The organism is Halorubrum lacusprofundi ATCC 49239, from assembly GCF_000022205.1.
GTDB lineage: Archaea > Halobacteriota > Halobacteria > Halobacteriales > Haloferacaceae > Halorubrum > Halorubrum lacusprofundi.
The window spans coordinates 610,348-632,108 of record NC_012029.1 but is presented as its reverse complement, the minus strand read 5'-3'; the positions used below and the strand labels follow the sequence as shown (position 1 = coordinate 632,108).

Here is a 21,761-nt window from a genome sequence, read left to right as displayed (position 1 = left end):
TCCCGCCCGCCGCACCGCACAGCCTCACGCCTCCCCAGCCTCGTCGGTCGCCCGTCGCTTCGCTCCGGACGACCGACTCCCTCGCGCGTGCTCCTCGTGGCCTTTCGGCCACTCGCAGGCACGCGCCACCGCACTTTCCTTTTAATTATCGCGTCGCCGTGTGAGGAGTCGTTCATCGATATCGACGCGAACCGCGCCGGACCGGGGCGCTTTTGAAGACCACGCCCGAAGTCAAGCGCGTGTTATCGGTCGAGCTGCACACGCATTCCGCGCTGTCCTACGACGGGCGCGATCCGGTCGACCTCCTCTTGGAGCAGGCGGCGGCGGTCGGACTGGACGCGCTCGCCGTTACGGACCACGACGAGATCGACGCCAGCATCGAGGCGGCCGAGAAGGCCCCCGACTACGGGCTCGTCGGCATCGTTGGCATGGAGGTGACGAGCGCGGCCGGCCACATCCTCGCGTTCGGCATCAGCGAGCGCGTCGAGAGCGGGCTCCCGTATGACGAGACGCTCGATCGGATCCGCGACCAGGGCGGGATCGCGGTCATTCCCCATCCCTTCCAGAAGTCCCGCCACGGCGTCGCCGCTCACATCACCGACGAACAGTTGGCGAGCGCCGACGCCCTCGAAGTGTACAACTCCCGGCTGTTCACCGGGCGATCGAACCGGCAGGCCGAGAAGTTCGCGATCCGGAACCGGATTCCGATGACCGCCGGCAGCGACGCCCACATCTCGGAGATGGTGGGACAGGCCGTAACCGAGGTCGGCGCCGACGACCGTTCGGCCGAGGCGATCCTCAACGGGATCGCCGACGGACGAACCAGCGTCGTCGGGAAACGAACCCCGTGGCGCGTCTCGCTCCGCCAGTTCAGCGGCGGCGCCAAGCGCCGCGCGCTCCGCGCGCTGAACGCGCTCCGCTGACTGCGATGACGACCCCTTCCTCCTCCGATCTGCGAGGCGCGTCACCCGATCGCATCTGCGACGCCCTCCGCGGCGGCGACCCCCTCCCCGGCGGGCGCGGCTTCGCCGGACTCCTCCGCGATCCCCCGAACCGCGAGGGGCCGGTACTTGTTCGTGACGTCCTCGGCCGCGAGCCACTGTTCGTCGAGCGGGGCGGCGCGGATCCGGCGTCTGGGGGTGATCCTACTGACTCCGGTATCTGGAGCTTCGATCGGACCGACCTCGACGACCCGGAACCCGTTCCAGCCGGGACCGTCGCGTCGAGTGCGGGGGCCGAGCGCGTCTGGTCGCTCCCGGACGAGGAGCCGGTCGACGCAGAGTCCGGACAGGCCGCGGTCGACGAGGCACTCGGCGCTGTGCTCGGCGAGATCAAAACGGAGGCGAACAGAAACGACCTCGCGGTCGCCTTCTCCGGCGGCATCGACTCCGGAGTCGTCGCTGCCGCGGTCCCGGACGCGCCGTGTTACGTCGCCGGCTTCGAGGGCTGTCACGACATTGAGGCCGCTCGCGAGGCCGCCACGGCGATGGAACTTGATCTCCGAGTCGTCGAGATCACTCACGACGACCTCGTGCGCGCAGTCGGAGCGGTCGCCGCGGCGACCGGACGGCGCAATCCGATGGACGTCGCGATCGCGGTCCCGCTGTATCTCGCGGCGGAGGCGGCCGCGACGGACGGTATCGATCGACTTGCGGTGGGACAGGGCGCCGACGAGCTGTTCGGTGGCTACAGCAAGGTCGTCAACCCCGCCGGCGACGACCGCGTCGCAGCGGAGACGGTGCGGGGCGCACGGACTGAGACCGTCCGGACGCTTCCGGAACAGCTCGATCGCGACGTGCTCGCGCTCCGCGCCGCCGGGGTCGAGCCGGTCGCGCCGCTCTTGGACGACCGGCTCGTTGCGGCCGCGCTCGCGCTGCCGGGCGAACTGCTCGCGAGCGACGACGAGCGCAAGGTCGCGCTCCGGCGGGCGGCAACCGATCGAGTGCCGGAGTCGGTCCGGACGGCCGACAAGAAGGCGGTCCAGTACGGCACGTACGTCTCGCGAGAGATCGACCGGCTCGCGCGGCGGGCGGGGTTCAAGCGACGCATGGACGACCACGTCGGGCAGTACCTCGACGCGCTGCTGGCGGAGCAGTAGGCGGGGACCAAGCGGCGCGAAAAACGGCCCGTGAGGGCCGGTGCTGACCAAGCCACCGTATGGAGTACCAGTCCTACGGCCGACGCCCGATCGATCGGGCGTCTACTGTCGAATAGCGGTGACTAGTATAAAATTCGGGGAGTAGTGACAAATATGACAGCAGCGGTCGGTGTGAGGGTGACGTTCAGACACTAATGTGGGTAATTCCGCTCGAACGATCCGATCGGAACCTCAAAGCCGCAGCGGAACCGCACATGCATCCGACCTAGGGATCGGAGCGAGGGGGTGATCGGGTCGGGTCGTTAACAGTAAGCGACCGCGAACCGCGTCTCGCGACGCGTCACCTGACGAGATACGGTTCACTGCCCGCGATGAAGCGACCGAGGTCGCTCTCGCGACGGAAGTCCGTCGATTGGAGCTCGCGGAGCGCCGCGGCGAGTCGGTCGCCGTCGCCTTCGGTCCACTCCGCGGGGTCTTTGATCGGGAGGACGAGCCACCCGGACCCGAGCAGCTCCTCGGCGTGGAGCGCGTCCATGTCGATCTCGGTCTTGTGCGCACGCGATGTGTACTGCTGGAGGACGTGGTCGGTCGCGCGGGCGCCGACCGGGAGGAGGACGTGGGCCGCGATGGCCCGGAGCTCCGCGTCGAAAAACCGCTCCATGTCGTTGTACGACGCCTCGTCCGGGACACCGTCGGGGACGCACATGTGGAGGTACGAGAAGAACGTCCGGTCAGCGACGATCGGGTCCGCGGTCTCGGCGCCGTCTGCCGAGTCGTCGATCGTCGCTGGGTCATCCGCCGAGTCGTCGAACCCCCCGATCAGGCCTCCCTCGGCCAGCGCCGAGAGGAATGCGGTCGACCACGGTTCGCCGGTGAACGGGATGCCCGCGTCGACGCCGCCGTGGACGCCGGGGTGGTCGCCGACTACGTGAAAGTCGGCGTTGGCGTCGCCGTAGCCGGGGACGAACGACTCGCAGTCCGGGCGCATCCCGAACGGGTTTCGCGTTCGGTCCGTAACGTTCTGCACGCCGCGTGATAGGCGACGGATCGGTTAAATCGCGTTCGGTCCACGATCGGAGCCGGTCAGGGTTCCGGTCCGAGCCTCGAACACGACTACGAGGACCGCCGAGATATCTGCCTCGAACTCCGCCAAGACCCCATAGATGCGAGGCGCACGAGGCGCAGTGGATACCCATAACTTATGGAAACGAGCGGGGTTCGCACCGCCGTGGATATCCAGATCGTGACAGCCACTCGAATATATTTCACGATCGTTACTCTATAACTCGAAATCGCGTGACTGCGTCGAGGTCGACGAATTACACACCTCGAAAGATATATATACACTCCTCCGCTCCGGTCGTTCGAAGACCCATGTTCGACCGCATCCGTACGGCGGCCCTCTTCGGGCTGCACCAGGCGACCGTTGCCGCCGGGATTTCGCTGTTCCCGGTGGCCGTTTTCGCCCGTAAGCAACTCGGTATCAACGTCCCCATCGGCCGGCTCGTCCAGACCACCGGCGAAGTGTACGAGGCCACCGAAGAGTGAACGCGTCGACGCCGTCGTAACCGCTCCGTTTTCGGACAGTTCCTTTTCAAAAGCGCCCGCTTCTCAGGAGCGTCGCCGATTCGGATCCGGTCGTTGTTTATAAGCGATCAGTGCTGGGAAGGCGATCACTTCCAAAGCCCCAGCCGCCGAGGACGGCTCACACCGCACGGTAACCGCAGCCTCACGCCTCCCCAGCCTCGCCGCGGCCGCCAGAGGCGGCCGCGGGCTCCCTCGCGCGTGCCGCTCGCGGCCTGACGGCCGCTCACGGGCACGCGCCGCCACATGCGATCCGAGACGAACAATTCGTGTGAGCCGGAGGGAAGCGTCGAGACGGACCAAAATCACCGCGTTCGCGGTTGGTTCGCGTACCTAGTTGCTTATAAATGGCATCGAGGCATTCGCCAACGCATAGACCCGTCGGAACCGGCGGTCGGTCCCCGAAGGGTTGCCTTTATCAGCGCGCCGGGCCAACGAAGGCGTAATGCGAACACCGACTGGCGACCTCTCTGACGGGCCGGCCGAGGAGTTAGGCCGCGATCAGCCCGTCTTCGGACCGGAGATTGGCGAGTTCGAACACAGCGAACGCCGCGCGGCGCAGGCCGACGGCGAGGGCGAAATGAAGACCGGGACCACGACGGTCGGCATCAAGACCGCCGACGGCGTCGTGATGGCGACTGACATGCGCGCCTCTCTCGGCGGCATGGTCTCCTCGAAGGACGTCCAGAAGGTCGAGGAGGTCCATCCCCGCGGCGCGCTGACCATCGCCGGCTCGGTCTCCGCCGCCCAGAACCTCATCTCGACGCTAAAAGCCGAGACGAGCCTCTACGAAACCCGCCGCGGCAAGGACATGTCCATGGAGGCGCTGTCGACGCTCACCGGGAACCTCCTCCGATCGGGCGCGTTCTACATCGTCCAGCCGATCCTCGGCGGCGTCGACGACGAGGGCTCCCACATCTACTCCATCGACGCCCTCGGCGGCACGACTGAGGAGGAGTACACCGTCACCGGCTCCGGCTCCCAGTACGCCCTTGGTGTCCTCGAACAGGAGTACGACGACGACGTGACCGTCGACGAGGCCAAGACCATGGCCGCGAAGGCGATCCAGTCTGCCGTCGAGCGCGACCTCGCGTCCGGCAACGGGATCAACGTCGCCGTCGTCACCGACGATGGCGTCGACATCACTCGCTACAAGGACTTCGACGACCTGCTGTAGACGCGGTCGCTCCGGTCGAAATCGACGTAGATCCGCTTCTGTCAGTATTTTTCGTCGTTTCGCTTTTTCTCGTTAGAACCGACTGAACCGATCGAACAGACTTCCGAACCTGACGAGTCAGGCGCCGCGGTCTTCAACGGCGTCGGCGTCCGTCGCGTCTTTCGCGTCCTCCACGTCCGTCGGCGACCGGATCCCGTCGCCCCAGTAGAATCGCGGTCCGAGGATTAGGTAGCCGACGGAGAGGAACAGCAGCGCGAACGCGAACCCCTCGCCGATCCACGCCGGGAGGAGTGACGTGACCATGTGGCCGACCGGAGTGAGGATCACGGCCGCCTGCACGACGCCCATCACGAGCGCGTCCTGCGCGTGGAGGTCGGGGTACGTGACCGTCGACCCCATCAGCAGCGCGAACGCGGCGGTCGCCGCGATGAGCAACGCGGGAGCGGTGTAGCCGGCGATGACGGCCGCGGCGAGCACCGTCGCCGCCAACGTCGTCGGCACGCCCACCGTCTCGCGCTCGTCGGCGTCGTAGGCCGTGTACATCCCGAGCCGGGCGACCGCCATCGAGACGAACAGGGCCGCGACGCCGACGCCGGCGGCGACGAGGATCGGATCGGTCGCGAACGAGCGTGCGTCGAGGACGACGAACGCCACGAGTGCGGCGGGTGCGACCCCGAACGACGCCACGTCCGCCAGCGAGTCGAGGTACGGCCCGGCGTCAGTGGATCCGCGGTGGCGTGCCACGACCCCGTCGAGCCCGTCCGCAACTGCGGCGAGCAGGATGAGACGGGCCGCGAGCTGAGGATCGACGGCGGCGGCGACGACCGCAAGAAAGCCGACCGCCGCGTTCGCCACCGTCACCGCGTCCGCGAGCCCGAGCCGCCCGACGAACCGCAAATACATACGAGATTGGTCGCCGAGCCGGGTTTTAGGGTTTGTTATCTGCGGAGCGCATAGATCACCGGCGGGCGGGTGGAGCCGTGCGATTCGCGAGGAGTTTGTCCGACGTCGGCCGAAGTATTAAGAACAGGATGGCCTAACGTCGTGACATGGATCCGATTACCCTCCAATCCGGCCTCGGGTTCGGCCTGGTGAGCGTCGGGCTGCTCTTCCTGCTGCTCGTGGTCATCACGCTCTGGCAGTCGTTCGAGATCGTCGACGCCTACGAGAAAAAGACACTCACGGTGTTCGGCGAGTACCGGAAGCTGCTTGAACCCGGGATCAACCTCATTCCACCGTTCGTCTCCCGCACCTACGCGTTCGATATGCGGACCCAGACGCTGGACGTTCCCCGCCAAGAAGCGATCACGCGGGACAACTCGCCGGTGACGGCGGACGCGGTCGTCTACATCAAGGTGATGGACGCCAAGAAGGCGTTTCTCGAAGTGGACGACTACAAGAAGGCCGTCTCGAATCTCGCGCAGACTACGCTCCGCGCCGTCCTCGGCGACATGGAACTCGACGACACGCTGAACAAGCGCCAAGAGATCAACGCGAAGATCCGCAAGGAGCTGGACGAACCGACCGACGAGTGGGGGATCCGCGTCGAGAGCGTCGAGGTCCGCGAGGTCAACCCCTCGAAGGATGTCCAGCAGGCGATGGAGCAGCAGACCTCTGCCGAGCGCCGCCGCCGCGCGATGATCCTCGAAGCGCAGGGGGAACGCCGCTCCGCGGTCGAGCAGGCCGAAGGTGACAAACAGTCGAACATCATCCGCGCACAGGGTGAAAAGCAGTCCCAGATCCTCGAAGCGCAGGGTGACGCGATCTCGACCGTCCTCCGCGCCCGCTCCGCCGAGTCGATGGGCGAGCGCGCCATCATCGAGCGCGGGATGGAGACCTTAGAGGAGATCGGGAAGGGCGAATCCACGACGTTCGTACTCCCGCAGGAGCTCACCAGCCTCGTCGGTCGCTACGGCAAGGCGCTGTCCGGCTCCGACGTTCAGGAGATGGAGGGGCTCGACGGCAAGGAGTTCGACGCCGACACCCGGAAGATGCTCGGGCTCGACGACATCGACGAGATCCTCGGCCAGATCGAGGAGTCCGCGGAGATGGACGTCGAGGAGCTAGAAAAGGAGGCTGAGGCGGTCAAGGCCGGCGGCGCCGGCGCAGACATCAAGTCGGCCGACGAGGTCATCCAAGAGATGGACGAAGAGGCCGTCGACGAGGACGTGGAGACCGAGCGCGAGAGCTGAGCGAGACCTTTCACCGCCGTCGTCAACGATTTTACGACCGGCGTCGATCGTGTGACACCGTCCAATACGCCCGAACGAAGTGTTTTTGTCGATTCAAATACTATTACGTTTCGTGACCGACGGGATCGACGGACGGAAACGCGAGACGCTCCGGCGGTTCGCCGCCATCGGAGCCGCCGCACCGTTCGTCGGGACCGCGAGCGCCGGAACCGGGAACGACGACACCGAACAAGCCGATACGAACGAGACCCGCGAGGCGATCCGCGGGTACGTGCCGACGACCCCCGGCGCTCACTTCTCGAAGCTCCGCGACGACCTCCACCTCGGAACTGGGGAGGCACAACACCACCTCCAAAAACTGGAGGAGGACAGTGAAATCGAGTCGACAAAGGACGCCGACTACCGTCGGTACTTCCCGGCTGGCAGGTTTGACGGGCTCGACAAGCGCGCGCTCGGGTACCTTCGGCGCGACACCCCTCGCGGGATGATACTCGCGCTGTTGCGCGATCCGACAGCGACCGGCGCGGAACTGGCCGCCGAACTGGGCGTCTCCCGGCCGACGGTGAGCACCGCCGCCGCTGACCTCGAGGCGGCCGGCCTCCTCGACCGGACCGACGGCTACACGCTGACCGAACCAGAGCGGCTACTCACGCTCGTGGTTCGATACGCTGACTCCTTCGACGCTGACGCCGTCGCCTTCGCAGACGATGCGGCGTCGCTGGTCGCGTACGACCCGTAATCGACCCGCTCGCTGGGAGGGTGGACTGCGCTCCTACGCCGTGACCATCCACGTCGTCCCCGACGAGTAGCCCCACTTCTCGACATCGATGTCTGCGGCCGCGTCGGCGACCGCGCTCATGTTCGCACCGACCTCCTTCGCCGAGAGATCGAGCTCGTCGGCGATCAGCCGCGACTTGAAGTACGTCTGCTCGGCGGCGTTTTCGCGGAGGTACCGCAGGATGCTCGCCTGTTTCGCGGAGAGGCCGGCTGATTCGACGGCGACCGCGTCCGATTGGACCGTGCTCATACCCGATACAGGTCGTGTTACCTGATAAGGCGGTTGGTAGACCGGGTTAACACGCCGCAGTCATGCGATTTTCCTTGCTGAAGAGGTCACAGCGGGGGGACGACCACCGGGTTTCGGTACGATCCTCGAACGTCGGGGGTGCCCGTGGTCCGGATCAGTACACGTCGGAGACAGGATCAGTATACGTCGGAGACGAACGGGCCAAAGGCGCTCGCGACCGCGGTCGCGAGGGCGCCCGCGCGGTCGACGCGGCCGTTTGTGAGCGCGCCAGCGGCGCCACCGCGTCTCGCCACGCCGGTCGTGTCGAGGACGTCGTCCATCACGGGGCCGAGCTCCTCCCCGTCCTCGATCCGGGTGGCGACTGAAGCGGGGAGTTCCAGGCTCGGCCCCGCGCCGCGGCCGACCCGTGACCCGTCCGAGACGGCGGCCCACATCACGAGAAAGATTCCGTCTGCGCCGTCGAAGTGGGCGACGCCGCCCTCGATACCGACCGCGAGGTCGTACGTGTCGGGCTCCGTGTCGAGGACGGCCGCAGCCCGGTTCTCCGCGCCGGCGATCGTCTCGGTGTGGCCGGTCGGCTGTTCGCTCACACCGGAGGGGACCGGAACGGCCTCGACCGCGACCGTCTCCGGGTCGTCGGGGAGGCCGTCGAGAAGGGACGACTCGGCGTCGCGGGGATCCGCTCCGGGGCCGGACTCGGTCGCGATACCGAGCGCCTGTTCGACCGCGCGCCGCTTCACCGGGTTGCCGCTGCCGACGCCGATTCGCATACCCGTTATCGAGCGACCGGCTACGAATACGTCTCGATCTCGGGATGGAACAGCCTCGCCAGCCGCTCGACGCCGTCGATCAGCGCGGGGCTCGGCTGGTTCAAGAGGGAGTCGTCGATCACGTGGACGGGGGCGTCGACGGCCCAGTCGCGTTCCTCGACGGTCGCGGGATCGATCCGATCGCCGTGGCCGCAGACGTGGACGACGACGTGGTCGGGGGTGGCCCGCTCGACGGCGGCGAGGTCGACCTCGCGGGAGCGCTCGCCGGGGTCGACGAAGGGGTATCGGCCGCCGGCGGCGCGCACGGCGTCGGGGACCCAGTTGCCGGCGGCCATCGGCGGGTCGGACCACTCCTCACAGTAGACGATCGGGCGCGGGCGATCCACGACCGCGCCGGCGATCCGGTCGAGTCGCTCCCGAGCCTCGGCAGCGAGACGGTCGCCGGCCTCAGATCGCCCCACGTCCGCACCGCGGGCGGCAAAGGTCGCGACTACCTCGTCGAGCGTCGCGGGCTCGCGGTGCCGAACGGCGAACCCGCGCTCGCGGCAGTCGTCGGCGAGATCGCTCTGGAGCCCGTCGCTGGTGAGGACGGCGTCGGGATCGAGGTCGGCGACGCGGTCGAGGTCGGGGTTCAGCCACCCGCCGAGGGCAGCGGGAGAATCCATCCCGTGCGTGGCGCCCGCGTCTTCCGAGAGATCGCAGTGGTTCGTGACGCCGACCAGGATCTCGGCGGCGCCGAGAGCGGTTACGGTCGCTGTCGCACTCGGTGCCAGCGAGACGACGCGTGGATCGCTCATGGGGAGCGGATCGGACGCTGCCGGCCCAAGCGTTTCGGTCGGCAGGCGATATCCCCGAAAACACGTGATAGATCGTGTCCTTTCGTCGGGATTCCGGCGACACGTTCCGGTCGTTTTAAGTTTGGTTCCGCCCTCTATTGGACAAGATCGCTCTCGGGCCGTGTTCAGTTACCGAGAGGGGGTTTAGCCATGAGTGAACGACTACACACGCGGGGGAGTCGCTCCCGAACAGAGACAGACGAGAAGGAATCGGAACAGACTGACGAGACGTTGAGCTGTCCGGAGTGCGACGGCAACGTCATCAACGACGAGGAACACGGCGAGAGCGTCTGCGCCGACTGCGGGCTCGTCGTCGAGGCCGACTCGGTTGACCGCGGGCCGGAGTGGCGCGCGTTCGACTCCCGAGAGAAAGACGAGAAGAGCCGCGTCGGCGCCCCGACAACCAACACGATGCACGACAAGGGGCTCTCGACGAACATCGACTGGCGCGACAAGGACGCGTACGGTCGGTCGCTCGGCGCGCGCCAGCGCCAGAAGATGCAGCGGCTCCGCAAGTGGAACGAGCGGTTCCGCACCCGCGACTCGAAGGAGCGCAACCTCAAGCAGGCGCTCGGCGAGATCGACCGGATGGCCAGCGCGCAGGGCCTCCCGGACAACGTCCGCGAGACGGCCTCCGTTATCTACCGCCGCGCGCTCGACGAGGATCTGCTCCCCGGTCGCTCTATCGAGGGCGTCTCGACCTCCTGCGTGTACGCCGCCGCCCGGATGGCCGGCGTCCCGCGCAGCCTCGACGAGATCGCCGACGTGTCCCGCGTCGAGAAGGCCGAGATCGCCCGGACGTACCGCTACGTCGTCCGCGAGCTCAAGCTCGAAGTGAAGCCGGCCGACCCCGAGCAGTACGTCCCCCGGTTCGCCTCCGACCTGGAGCTCTCCGAGGAGTCCGAGATGCGCGCGAAGAGCCTCCTGCGCAACGCCAAGGAGAAGGGCGTCCACTCGGGCAAGTCGCCGGTGGGCCTCGCCGCGGCCGCCGTCTACGCCGCCGCCCTCCTCACCAACGAGAAGACGACGCAGGCCGCCGTCTCGGAGGTCGCCGACATCAGCGAGGTCACCATCCGGAACCGGTACCACGAGCTGTTAGAGGCCGAGGACGGCCTCGTCGCCTGAGCTGACCGGACGACCCATTTCTGACGCTGTCGGTTCCGTTTCGCGCCAGACGTACACACATAAGTCCCCGCCCCTGGAAGCCTCGCGTATGTTCGAGGAGTTCGTCCTGACCGCGAGCACGGCCGACCTCTCGGAGGAGCCGCAGGCCCGTGAGCACGCCGACGCCGTGGAGTTCCGGATGGATCTGGCGAGTGACCCGCTCGCCCAGCTTGACACGTACGACGGCGAGCTCCCGCTGCTCGTCACGAACCGGGCGTCGTGGGAGGGCGGCGAGGCCGACGACCTCGGACGGTACGACGCGCTCACAACCGCGCTCACCCACGACGCAGTCGCCGCCGTCGACATCGAGCTTGCCGCCCTCCGCGGGAACGCACCGGAGGGAGAGGAGTCACACGCGACCGCACTCCGGAATACGGCCCGCGAGACAGACGTCGCGGTGGTCGTCTCGGTCCACGACTTTGAGTCGACGCCCGAGCCCGCGGCGCTCGTTGACCTGCTCGCCGACGCGGCCGCCGAAGGCGACGTGGGAAAGCTGGCGACGACCGCGGCCGCGTCCGAGGACGCGCTCGCGATGATCGAGGCGACCCACGAGGCGACCGCGGCGGGCCATCGCGTCGCGACGATGTGCATGGGCGAACCCGGCCGGCACACCCGCGCGGTCACCCCCCTGTACGGCTCGAAAATCGGCTACGCGCCCGTCGATCCCGCGAACGCAACGGCGCCCGGCCAGTACCCGCTCGCGACGCTCAGAGGACTCGTCGACGGACTGCGCGGCGACGACGTTGGCGAATGAGTCGCTTATAAACCCGGAGAGACGGCGTCGGCCACTTATAAACCGACAGCGGTGGCGCGCCGGTGAGCGCCCAACAGGCGCGAACCGCCCGCGAGGGACTCGGGCACCCGGAGCAACGCGGAGGGTGACCGACGAGGCTGGGGAGGCGTGAGGCTGCGGTTGCGGTGCGGTCGGGGCGGGACTCAAAGGGGCAGTCGCGAGGGCGGTGCAGGCGACGCAAGCACCGCAGGAGCGAGTGAAACGAGCGACGAGGAGCGAGTGAAACGAGCGACGAGGAGCGCAGCGAGCGTGCACCGCCCTCGCGACTAGGGCTTTGGAGGTGTTCACCGTCGATCAGTCGTCAACCGCTTATAACCGAGCGACTGGGGCTTTGGCGAAGTTCGCTCCTGCGGCACCAGATCCCAGTTATAAACCATCATCAAAGCCGTCGACCGCATCCCCGTACACCACTTGACATCCTCCCCGCGCTAAAGCGCGAGGCTTTCTCCTCGATTCTACGTAAAGAGCCAAACCGCTTTACGACCGCCCCCGTAAGTGACGCCAATGGCGACGTGCGACGTGTGTGGGGAGTACGAGAACCTCCCGTACCAGTGTAACCGGTGCGGCAAGACGTTCTGTGCCAACCACCGACTGCCCGAGAATCACAACTGTCCGGGCCTCGCCGAGTGGGACGACCCCGGCGGCGTCTTCGACAGCGGCTTCGACGGGAGCGTCGAGAGCGGCGGCGCGGGCGGGTCAGGCGACGGTGCGTCCGCAGGCGTCACGGACCGCGTCAAACAGCGAATCGACCGCGAGACGAGCACTGGCGGGATTGTGAGCTATTTCCGCGGGAACGCGACATATGCCCTGCTGGCGGCGATGTGGATCACGTTCCTCGCGCAGTGGGCCGTAACCCTCCTCTTCGGCGAGGCCGCCCACAGCCAGATCTTCGTCCTCCGATCGGACGCGATCGGCAACGTCTGGACGTGGGTGACCTCCGTGCTCTCGCACTCGCGGTTCGGACTGTTCCACATCATCGGCAACAGCATCGTGATCTTGTTCTTCGGCCCACTCGTCGAGCGCGCGGTCGGCTCCCGCCGCTTCGTCGGGTTCTTCTTCGCGTCGGGGATCCTCGCCGGCCTGGGCCACGTCCTGTTCGCGATCGCGACGGGCGCCCCGACGACGGGCGTGCTCGGTGCCAGCGGTGCCGGCTTCGCGATCTTAGGCGTGCTCACCGTGTGGCGGCCGAACATGCAGGTGCTCCTCTTCTTCGTCATCCCGATGAAGATCAAGTACCTCACGTGGGGGATCGCGCTCATCTCGGCGGTGCTCGTCGTCCAAAGCGGCACGGGCGGCGTCGGCGGCATCGCGCACCTCGCCCACCTGATCGGCTTCGCGATCGGACTCGCGTTCGGCAAGCGAAACGAGAGCCTCGCGCGGTCCGCGGGCGGTCCCGGCGGGATGCAGATGGGCGGCGCGAGAGGGCCGGGCGGTCCCCGAGGACCGGGCGGGCCCGGCGGGCGGTTCTGAATGGCGCCCCCGGCCGATCTCCCACAAGGCCACCCGGACAACATCGAACGCCCCGAGCTTCTCCCGGATCCGTCGCTGTCGCGCGCAGAGATGGAGTCGCTTCAGCGCGAGCTGGCGGCGACGGCGACGTTCGCAGACGACCACGGGATCGACCCGGCCGTGGTCGCGATCGACGAGCCCGCAGACCTAACCGACGGGCTGCCGGACGCGCGCCAAGAGACGCTGCCGGGCACGCACCCGAACACCGGCGATCCCGACGCGCCGGTCGTCGTGGGGATCGATCAGGCGTTCCTGACGCCGGATGACGGCGAGGATCGGGCCGTCTCCGCCGCGGTCGCGATCCGCGACGGCGTCGTGATCGAGTACGCGAGCGCCATCACGCCACTCTCGATCCCCTACATCCCGGGCCTCCTCGCGTTCCGGGAAGGCGAACCGATACTGGCCGCGCTCGACGCCCTCGACGCCGAGCCGGATCTGCTGGTCTGTGACGGCTCCGGCCGCATCCACTTCCGGGAGGCCGGCATCGCGACCCACGTCGGCGTCCTGCTGGACGTGCCGAGCGTCGGCGTCGCGAAGAGTCTACTGTGCGGCGTGCCCGACGAGTCCACCGACGAGCGGCCGGCGGGGTGGCGAACCCCAATCCGTGCGGACGGGTCGGTGGAGACAGCGGGTAGCGCCGGCGACGCCCCCGTCATCGGCCACGCCTTCCAGTCTCGACAGTACCCGAACAGCCGGCGCGTGAACCCCCTGTACGTGAGCCCCGGCCACCGGGTGTCGCCCGCGACGACGGTCGAACTCGTCGAGGCGCTGTGTGCGGGCTACAAGCTCCCGGAACCGACCCGGATCGCGGACGCATACGCCGACGCCGTGAAGCGGGACGCGGTGCGAGCGTGAGGCGTGAATCGGGCTCCGATATTCGTGCCACCGGTTGCCACAGTCAGGCGGTTTATATACTGTGGACTGCGAACGCGAAGACATGGGAGACGAGGAGACCGAGGGCCCGATGTCTGCCGAGGAGTTCCGATCGCTGACGGACGGACTGGTTCGACAGAGCTCCGGCGGCGGGACCACCGTGTACAAAAACGCCGCGGGAGTTGGCTGCCCGAACCCCGACTGCGACCGCGGCGTCTTTCAGACGCTGTTCGTCAGCGATCACGGCTGGCAGCAGATCGGTGCGACCCGTGACGGAATCGATCTGTGCCTCTGTAACACCGAGTCGAAGCGGCTCGTTTTCATTCACGACGAGTAGCGGACCGCTCTGGCAGCCCCCAACAGCCGGGGACGCCCGAGCCGACCGAGAGCCTTCTCAGTCGTCCGCCGTCGACTCTCCGCCCGCGTTCGCGGCACACCGGTTCGGACCGAGCTCCAACTCGATCGCCGCGGTCTCGTCCGGCGGCGACTCGACGCCGCGGTTCGCCGCGATGACGGCCTCGTAGTTCGGCGGCTTCTCCGGGAGCGTCGCCGTAATCCGCTCCACGAACGCCTCGCGGTCGAGCCCGAGAACGTCGAGCCCGCGGCGCACCGTGCCCACCGTCGTCGTTACCGGCTCGCCGGGCACGACATCGCCGGTCGTCCCGTCGTTCGCGACCGCGAAGTGGCCGGGACAGACGACGATATCGTCGGGCTCCGCGAGCAACGTCCCGTGGAGCGAGTCGTAGAGGCGCTCGGCGCCGGTCGCCGCGCCGGCGCTCTCGGTCTCCGGCTCACCAGCCGCGTCGTCTCCCGCCGCGTCATCCTCTGCCGCATCGCCGCCCGCCGCGAACTGCAGTTCCGTCCGGCCGACACTGTCGGTGAAAAGCGTGTCGCCGGTGAGCACCGCCGACCGCCCGATCAGATAGCTCGCGCCGTCGTCGGTATGGCCGGGGGTCGCGAGCGCTTTCACGCTGACCCCGCCGACATCGAGCGTCTCGTTGCGAGCGAGCGGCTCGAACGCGTACGCCACGTCGCGCTCGGCGGCCGCCGCCGGGAGGTAGTAGGGTACGCCGAGCTCGTCCGCGAGCGTCCGACCGCCGGAGAGGTGGTCGGCGTGGACGTGGGTGTCGAGGACCGCCGCGATCGAGGCGTCGCGCGCGGCGGCCGCCTCCCGCCACTCGTCGCCGTGACGGGAGACGTCGACTGCGATGGCGACGTGGTCGGAGCCATCGGAGTCGACGGCGCTATCCGCCTTCTGTCCGCCCACCACGAGGTACCCGAGACATCCCTTCGCGCGCCGCTGGATCTGGACGACGTCGAGCGGGTCGTCGCCCGCCTCGGGGAGCGGAACCGCGGTCCGGTCGTACACACTCGACCAGCCGCGCATCCCGTCCGCGACGACCGTGACGTCGTCGTAGCCCGCGGCCTCCAGCTCTTCGGCGAAGTCGAGCGAGGCCTTCCCCTTCGCGCAGGCCGTGACGATCGCGTCGCCGGGTCCGAGTCCGGTTTCGGCTTCGAAGTCGCCGAGGTCGAACTCGTGGGGCGGCTTGTAGAAGTAGTGGATGGAGTCGGCAATCCGCCAGCTCTCGTAGCTCTCGCGAGGGCGTGTGTCGACGAGGGCGAACGACCGCTCGTCGCGTCGTCGCTCGTCGATCCTGTCGCTGAACGTGTCCGCGTCGATGACGGTTGTCATGGTTGACACTTGGTGCCGGACAGCAAAATACTGTTCGTGGGATCCGGTGAGGTCCGAACTGCGGTGACGGTCCGAGGCGCCCGCGATGGACAGGTTTTAGCCCGGCGACCTGACACATCGGCGCATGGTTGAGGCGTTCGCGGTCGCCAGCGGGAAGGGCGGCACGGGAAAGACGACGAGCACGCTCGCGCTGGGGATGGCGCTCGCCGAGGAACACGACGTCACCGTCGTCGACGCCGACACGGGAATGGCGAACTTGCTGTTCCACGCCGGGCTCGACGACGCGACGGTCACTCTCCACGACCTTCTCGTCGAGGGGACTGCGACGGCGGTCTCGGAGGCGACGTACGACCGGTTCGGACTCTCCGTCGTCCCCTGCGGCACGTCGCTCGCGGGCTTCGAGGCGGCCGAACCGGGCCGGCTTCGCGAGGTCGTCGCCGAACTCGCCAGCGACACCGACGTGCTGCTGCTCGACTCGCCGGCCGCGCTCGGCTCGAAGTCGGCGGTGCTACCGGTCGTCCTCGCCGACCGCGTCGTGGTCGTCGTCGAGCCGACGATACCCGCGCTCTCGGACGGGCTGAAGGTTCAGGAGTACGCGCGCTCCTACGGAACGGAGACGGCAGGCGTGCTGTTCAACAAGGTCCGCGACGACGCCGCCGATGTGGCCGAGCAGGCCGAGCAGCGCTTCGGCGGCCCCGTCCTCGCTAACGTTCCCGACAGCGACGCCGTCAGGGCGGCGAGACGCGCGGGGGAGCCCCTCCTCGCACACGCTCCCGAGAGCGAGCCGGCCGCCCGCTACCGGCGGGCCGCGGCCCGGCTCGATGTGCGCGACGGCGACGAGGGGGCCGTCGCCGACCGCTTCCGGAGCGCGGTCGTCCCCGACACGCCATGACCGGAACCACGGGTTCGCCGGAACTGCGGATCCCTCGCGGGGATCTGCTCCGCTCGCGCGTCGTCTCCGACGTTGGCACGACGCTCGCCCGAGCGCTCGACCGGGAGCTGACCGGCTACGCGACGCTCGTGCCACAGGAGACGCTCCTGTTGGAGGGCGACGCCCGCGGCGTCGTCACCTTCGCAGACGGCGTCCCCGTACTGGCGTACAACACGGTGAGCGACAGCGGCGGCCCGGACGCCCTCGCCGAGCTCGCGGTCCCGGGCCCCTATCGCGTCGAACTGTACGCGGTCGAGGATGGCACGCTCGAAACCGCCCACGAGGAAGACGCGCTCCGCGTCGCTCCCGGCGCCGCGGCGACCGAACTCGCCGACGACCAAGCGCTCGCCGACCGGACCCGCGACGCCGCCCCCGAGGAACGACTGGACGCCGGTCGCGACGATGACAGCGACGCGGTCGCGGCGTTCCTCGAAGACGACGAACGGATAGAGGCGATCCGCGAACAGGCGCGCTCAGAGGCGGCCGAGCGGGCGTCCGAGTGGGGGCTTGACGACGCGCTCGCGGAGGGGGACGGAGGCGATCTCGAGTAACTTGCCACAGCAGTTAGGTCGGTCGGCCCCGTACATCGATCATCACCGTCCTTCGTCTCCTCTGCTTGACGGCGCCGAACGACTTCGCCGACTGGTACGCCGCGAGCCGCGCGTACACCCGCCACGTCGCCGAGGGGATGGGGTTTGAGGGAGCCGACGCGCTCGACGGGGCACAGATAGCGGCCTCTCTCCGCGAGGATCCGTCGCGACTGTCGCCAGCGGCGGCCCGCTCCGTCGCGGCGACGCTGCTCGCCGACGGTCGGTTCTCCGAGCCGTACTGCGAGTGGCTCCCGACGTGGTACGAACTCGCCCTGATCGCGCCGGTCCGGTACGGCGAGTGGCGGCTCCGACGGGTCGCCGCCGCGGTCGCGGACGCCGCGAACGTGACGGTGACCGCGCCACGATTCTCTCGACCGCGAGACGTGACCGTCGACGGCAGACCGGCGCTTGCCTTCGTCTCCGGCTTCCGCGAGCGGTTCCTGCTCGCCGACGCGTTGTTGCATCTGGAGTGGTTCGAACACGCCGCGGCCGCCGACGGCATCGAGGTCCCGGCGGCGCTCGTCGACCGAACCCGGGAGGAGTCGCTGTCGTACTACGGCGGCAAGCGCGATCGACTCTCCGAGCCGGTACAGCGGTTCCAGCGACTGCTGTTCGCCGACGACGCGTGGGTCCGACGGGTGGACGAGAGCTACGGGCTCGACAGCTACTTGTTCGGCCTCTGGGAGCGCTTCCTACGCGCGGAGCGGGAGCGTCTCGGCGACGAGAAATAGTTATAGCACCCGTAACACGTTACAGAGTGGATCGAGCGCGTGGAAGGTAAGTATAGAGGGGCCCCACCCAATCATCCACTGCGAACCGATCGCAGGTTCGTCCCCACTCCCCTCGCGTTTTCGGCCCTCATTTGCCCCACAACCCCGCAGCGCATCGAGACGCTCGATTACTCGTCACCGAGTAATCTTTTATTCATAGTTGTGCATGCCGGAAGATTCATACGTCGGCTCTCGGATCCTCCGAATATACGAATGGCAGTACTCTGGCTCAAGGATGTCGACGCTGACGATGTCGGGACCGTCGGCGGGAAGGCGGCTTCGCTCGGAGAGCTCATCGGCGCGGGGCTCCCGGTTCCACCGGGGTTCACGGTCACCGCGGGCACGTACCGCACCTTCATCGAGGAAGCGGAGATCGATGAGGAGCTGTTCGCCGCGGTGGACGTCGACCCAGAGGACTCCGTCGCGCTCCGAGAGGCCGAAGAGACGGCGGCGGAGCTAATCTTAGAGACGCCGCTTCCCGACGACGTTCGCGAAGAAATCGTCGAACGGTACCGGACGATGGGTGACGGCGATGACGAAGCGTTCGTCGCGGTTCGCTCGTCTGCGACGGCCGAGGACCTCCCGGACTCCTCGTTTGCCGGCCAGCAGGAGACCTTCCTCAACGTTCGCGAGCAGGACCTGATCCGACGGGTGAAAGAGTGCTGGGCGTCGCTTTTCACCCAGCGCGCGATCTACTACCGGCAGCAACGGGGGTTCCCGCACGCCGATGTCGACATCGCGGTCGTGGTCCAGCGGATGGTTGACGCCGAAAAGTCCGGCGTGATGTTTACCAGCCACCCTTCGACCGGCGACCCGCAGATTACGATCGAGGCTGCGTGGGGGCTCGGCGAGGCGGTCGTCTCCGGGACGGTCTCGCCAGACAACTACGTGTACGACCGCGAGCGAGGTGCTGTCGACGAGGTGACCGTCGCGGACAAGAAGGTGGAGATGGTCAAAGACGCCGAGACCGGCGAGACCGTTACGCTAGAGGTCGACGACGAACGCCGGAACAGCCGGGTGCTCTCCGACGAGGAGATCGCGGAACTCGTCGAGCTCGGGAAGCGCGTCGAAGACCACTACGGGACGCCACAGGACGTAGAGTGGGCGATATACGCCGGCGATATCTACATGCTGCAGTCCCGCCCGATCACGACGATCCAGGAGGACGCCGGGAGCGGGCGAGAGACTGACACGGGCGAATCCGCAGAGAACATCGCTGGTAAAGACGACGTGGACGACGACACGAGTGACGGCGTTGCCGCCAACGGTGCAGGCGATCGGGACGACGCGAGCGACGATGCCGACGTGCTCGTCAATGGACTCGGCGCCAGCCCGGGCGTCGTCTCCGGAGCCGTTCGGATCGTCCATAAGCTCGATCACCTCGACCAGGTACAGGAGGGCGACGTGATGGTCACCGAGATGACGATGCCGGACATGGTCCCCGCGATGAAACGCGCCGCCGGGATCATCACCGACGAGGGCGGGATGACGAGCCACGCCGCGATTATCTCTCGGGAACTTGGCGTTCCGGCCGTCGTCGGCACCGGAAATGGGACCCGGGTCCTGAACGACGGACAGAACGTCACGCTTGACGGCGACAAGGGCACCGTCCGTGCCGGCGCCACCGCGGACGCCGAATCCGGCGAGGAGTTCGAGCCGGTCGAGGCGGCGCGGCCGGAGACCCCCGTCAAGCCGATGACGGCGACGGAGGTGAAGGTGAACGTCTCGATCCCGGAGGCGGCCGAGCGCGCCGCGGCGACCGGCGCCGACGGGGTCGGCCTGCTTCGGATCGAACACATGGTGCTGTCGCTCGGGAAGACTCCCGAGAAGTATATCGCCGACCACGGCGCCCGCGCGTATCAGGACGAACTCATCGAGGGCGTCCGGCGGGTCGCCGACGAGTTCTATCCCCGGCCGGTCAGGGTCCGGACCATCGATGCCCCGACCGACGAGTTCCGGGAACTGGAGGGCGGCGAGGGCGAACCGGCCGAACCCAATCCGATGCTCGGCTGGCGCGGGATCCGCCGGAGCCTTGACAAGCCCGAGCCGTTCCGTCAGGAGCTGGCCGCGTTCGCTCGGCTCTACGAGATGGGATACGACAACTTGGAGGTGATGTTCCCCCTCGTCAACGACGCAAACGACGTCGAGGGAATCAAACGGCACATGCGCGAGTCCGGGATTGATCCCGAGACACACCGGTGGGGCGTGATGATCGAGACACCCGCGAGCGCGCTTCAGATCGAGGATCTCGCGGCCGCCGGGATCGACTTCGCCTCCTTCGGCACGAACGACCTCACGCAGTACACGCTGGCGGTCGACCGCAACAACGAGCACGTCGCCGACCGGTTCGACGAACTCCACCCGGCGGTGTTACAGTTGATCGGCGACACGATCGAGACGTGCCGGGAGCTGGGCGTCGACACGAGCATCTGCGGACAGGCGGGATCGAAACCCGAGATGGTCGACTTCCTCGTCGAGGCGGGCATTTCCTCCATCTCGGCGAATATCGATGCGGTCCGAGATGTGCAACACGAGGTGAAACGGACCGAACAGCGGCTCCTCCTCGACTCGGTCCGCTGACGCGGCCGCAGGAGGCGATCTGTGCAGGCGAGAGCGCCCGGAGCGGAACGGGTAAGACCCTCCGCGGTAACGTTCGGTCGAATGCAGCAGCCCGAGCCGCAATCGTTCGACCGGGTGCTCTCCTCGATGTGCACCGAGCCGCATCCCGCGGCCCGAGAAGCGGCGGAGCGATTTCTCGCGACGAATCCGGGCGACCCGGCCACGTACGAGGCGGTCGCGTCGTTGGAGGAGCGCGCGATCGAACTGCTCGCGACGCTCGCAGAACACCCGACACCGACCGACGCTGCGGGCTATGTCACCTCCGGCGGCACGGAGGCGAACGTACAGGCGGTCCGGTCCGCGCGGAACCGCCACGACGCGAGCGACGTGAACGTCGTCGTCCCCGAGAGCGGCCACTTCTCCTTTCATAAGGCGGCGGAGCTACTCGACGTAGAACTCCGGACGGTGCCCGTCGACGACGACTTCCGGACCAGAACCGATGCCGTCTCGGCAGCTGTCGATGACGCGACCGCACTGGTCGTCGGTGTCGCCGGAACCACGGAGTACGGACGGGTGGACCCGATTCCGGAGCTGACACGGATCGCACACGAGACTGGTGCGCGGATGCACGTCGACGCGGCGTGGGGCGGGTTCGTGCTCCCCTTTACCGACGGCGAGTGGTCGTTCGACGACGCCGCCGTCGACACGCTGACGATCGACCCGCACAAGTTCGGGCAGGCGGCGGTGCCGGCCGGCGGACTCCTCGCCCGCGACGCCGCGGCGCTGGACGCGCTCGCAGTCGACACGCCCTACCTGGAGACGCGGTCGCAGGCGACGCTGACGGGCACGCGGAGCGGCGCGGGCGTCGCCGGGGCGGTCGCCGCGATGGAAGCGCTGTGGCCGGACGGCTACCGCGACGCGGTCGAGCGCGCGACCGCCAACGCCGAGTGGCTCGCGTCGGCGCTCGCAGAGCGCGGGTACGAGGTGGTCGACCCGGAACTGCCGCTCGTCGCCGCGGCGCTCCCCAGGTCCGAGTTCGACGCGCTACGGGAGGCGGGCTGGAAGGTCTCGCGGACGAGCCACGGCGAGTTGCGCGTCGTCTGTATGCCCCACGTGACTCGGGAGGCGCTCCGGGCGTTCGTGGCAGACCTCGATCGAATCCGGGAGTGACCGGCGAGGACGTTGCAGTGGCTGA

At 67.9% G+C, this 21,761-nt stretch carries 22 protein-coding genes; 16 read left to right on the top strand and 6 right to left on the bottom strand.

The features are described 5' to 3' along the window. The first annotated feature begins 239 nt into the window (after nt 1-239). Complete coding sequence (locus HLAC_RS03035) at nt 240-923, top strand: PHP domain-containing protein (RefSeq protein WP_012659847.1); 684 nt, start codon at nt 240-242, stop codon at nt 921-923. Nucleotides 924-928: 5 nt separating this feature from the next. Continuing rightward, nucleotides 929-2,098: an asparagine synthase C-terminal domain-containing protein gene (locus tag HLAC_RS03030; protein ID WP_012659846.1), complete on the top strand. Its 1,170-nt coding sequence runs from the start codon at nt 929-931 to the stop codon at nt 2,096-2,098. 340 nt (nt 2,099-2,438) lie between these two features. Here HLAC_RS03030 and HLAC_RS03025 read toward each other — a convergent pair whose 3' ends face one another. Next, nucleotides 2,439-3,125 (bottom strand): uracil-DNA glycosylase family protein, encoded by a 687-nt coding sequence (locus tag HLAC_RS03025; protein ID WP_049933186.1) that lies wholly within the window; start codon nt 3,123-3,125, stop codon nt 2,439-2,441. 347 nt (nt 3,126-3,472) lie between these two features. Between HLAC_RS03025 and HLAC_RS19180 the strand changes: the two genes are divergently transcribed. Further along, the gene (locus tag HLAC_RS19180; RefSeq protein WP_012659844.1) at nt 3,473-3,646 is read left to right on the top strand and encodes a hypothetical protein; all 174 of its coding nucleotides are present in this window, start codon (nt 3,473-3,475) and stop codon (nt 3,644-3,646) included. A 481-nt stretch (nt 3,647-4,127) separates the two neighbouring features. Further along, on the top strand, nt 4,128-4,859 hold the full coding sequence (gene psmB / locus HLAC_RS03020; protein WP_012659843.1) for an archaeal proteasome endopeptidase complex subunit beta: 732 nt from the start codon (nt 4,128-4,130) through the stop codon (nt 4,857-4,859). A 117-nt stretch (nt 4,860-4,976) separates the two neighbouring features. Here the strand turns inward: psmB and HLAC_RS03015 are convergent, their stop codons facing one another. Further along, nucleotides 4,977-5,762, bottom strand: a complete 786-nt coding sequence (locus HLAC_RS03015) for a protein sorting system archaetidylserine synthase (protein WP_012659842.1) — start codon at nt 5,760-5,762, stop codon at nt 4,977-4,979. Between the two features lie 146 nt (nt 5,763-5,908). Here HLAC_RS03015 and HLAC_RS03010 point away from each other — a divergent pair, with 146 nt between their 5' ends. Continuing rightward, on the top strand, nt 5,909-7,051 hold the full coding sequence (locus HLAC_RS03010) for an SPFH domain-containing protein (protein WP_012659841.1): 1,143 nt from the start codon (nt 5,909-5,911) through the stop codon (nt 7,049-7,051). A 112-nt stretch (nt 7,052-7,163) separates the two neighbouring features. Next, nucleotides 7,164-7,790 carry a winged helix-turn-helix transcriptional regulator gene (locus tag HLAC_RS03005; RefSeq protein WP_012659840.1) on the top strand — a complete coding sequence of 209 codons (627 nt, stop codon included), beginning with the start codon at nt 7,164-7,166 and terminating at the stop codon, nt 7,788-7,790. Nucleotides 7,791-7,823: 33 nt separating this feature from the next. Here HLAC_RS03005 and HLAC_RS03000 read toward each other — a convergent pair whose 3' ends face one another. The 3 genes from HLAC_RS03000 to HLAC_RS02990 form a co-directional block, all read right to left on the bottom strand. After that, nucleotides 7,824-8,078, bottom strand: coding sequence for a DUF7123 family protein (locus HLAC_RS03000; protein WP_012659839.1), 255 nt, complete (start codon nt 8,076-8,078; stop codon nt 7,824-7,826). A gap of 176 nt (nt 8,079-8,254) precedes the next feature. Further along, nucleotides 8,255-8,848, bottom strand: a complete 594-nt coding sequence (locus tag HLAC_RS02995) for a DUF84 family protein (RefSeq protein ID WP_012659838.1) — start codon at nt 8,846-8,848, stop codon at nt 8,255-8,257. A gap of 20 nt (nt 8,849-8,868) precedes the next feature. Then, nucleotides 8,869-9,645: a cobalamin-binding protein gene (locus HLAC_RS02990; RefSeq protein ID WP_012659837.1), complete on the bottom strand. Its 777-nt coding sequence runs from the start codon at nt 9,643-9,645 to the stop codon at nt 8,869-8,871. 189 nt (nt 9,646-9,834) lie between these two features. Here HLAC_RS02990 and HLAC_RS02985 point away from each other — a divergent pair, with 189 nt between their 5' ends. The 5 genes from HLAC_RS02985 (at nt 9,835) to HLAC_RS02965 (ending at nt 14,360) form a co-directional block, all read left to right on the top strand. Continuing rightward, the gene (locus HLAC_RS02985; RefSeq protein WP_012659836.1) at nt 9,835-10,809 is read left to right on the top strand and encodes a transcription initiation factor IIB; all 975 of its coding nucleotides are present in this window, start codon (nt 9,835-9,837) and stop codon (nt 10,807-10,809) included. Between the two features lie 88 nt (nt 10,810-10,897). Then, the gene (locus HLAC_RS02980) at nt 10,898-11,602 is read left to right on the top strand and encodes a type I 3-dehydroquinate dehydratase (protein ID WP_012659835.1); all 705 of its coding nucleotides are present in this window, start codon (nt 10,898-10,900) and stop codon (nt 11,600-11,602) included. Nucleotides 11,603-12,145: 543 nt separating this feature from the next. Further along, a complete protein-coding gene (locus tag HLAC_RS02975) occupies nt 12,146-13,111 on the top strand; it encodes a rhomboid family intramembrane serine protease (protein ID WP_012659834.1) in 966 nt (321 codons plus the stop codon). Further along, complete coding sequence (locus HLAC_RS02970) at nt 13,112-14,005, top strand: endonuclease V (protein WP_012659833.1); 894 nt, start codon at nt 13,112-13,114, stop codon at nt 14,003-14,005. 82 nt (nt 14,006-14,087) lie between these two features. Beyond that, nucleotides 14,088-14,360, top strand: coding sequence for a DUF7385 family protein (locus HLAC_RS02965; protein WP_012659832.1), 273 nt, complete (start codon nt 14,088-14,090; stop codon nt 14,358-14,360). 57 nt (nt 14,361-14,417) lie between these two features. Here HLAC_RS02965 and HLAC_RS02960 read toward each other — a convergent pair whose 3' ends face one another. Beyond that, entirely contained in the window at nt 14,418-15,716 is a 1,299-nt protein-coding gene (locus HLAC_RS02960) for an MBL fold metallo-hydrolase (protein WP_012659831.1), read from the bottom strand. Nucleotides 15,717-15,840: 124 nt separating this feature from the next. Between HLAC_RS02960 and HLAC_RS02955 the strand changes: the two genes are divergently transcribed. From HLAC_RS02955 to mfnA, 5 genes are all read left to right on the top strand, one after another. Then, the gene (locus HLAC_RS02955) at nt 15,841-16,608 is read left to right on the top strand and encodes a nucleotide-binding protein (protein ID WP_012659830.1); all 768 of its coding nucleotides are present in this window, start codon (nt 15,841-15,843) and stop codon (nt 16,606-16,608) included. Then, nucleotides 16,605-17,198 carry a DUF8054 family protein gene (locus tag HLAC_RS02950; protein ID WP_012659829.1) on the top strand — a complete coding sequence of 198 codons (594 nt, stop codon included), beginning with the start codon at nt 16,605-16,607 and terminating at the stop codon, nt 17,196-17,198. The genes HLAC_RS02955 and HLAC_RS02950 overlap by 4 nt, the downstream gene beginning before the upstream one ends. A gap of 41 nt (nt 17,199-17,239) precedes the next feature. Beyond that, nucleotides 17,240-17,968, top strand: coding sequence for a DUF8116 family protein (locus HLAC_RS02945; RefSeq protein WP_474120883.1), 729 nt, complete (start codon nt 17,240-17,242; stop codon nt 17,966-17,968). A 252-nt stretch (nt 17,969-18,220) separates the two neighbouring features. Further along, the gene (gene ppsA, locus HLAC_RS02940) at nt 18,221-20,587 is read left to right on the top strand and encodes a phosphoenolpyruvate synthase (protein ID WP_012659827.1); all 2,367 of its coding nucleotides are present in this window, start codon (nt 18,221-18,223) and stop codon (nt 20,585-20,587) included. A gap of 81 nt (nt 20,588-20,668) precedes the next feature. Next, nucleotides 20,669-21,736, top strand: coding sequence for a tyrosine decarboxylase MfnA (gene mfnA / locus HLAC_RS02935; RefSeq protein ID WP_012659826.1), 1,068 nt, complete (start codon nt 20,669-20,671; stop codon nt 21,734-21,736). Nucleotides 21,737-21,761: the final 25 nt, after the last annotated feature.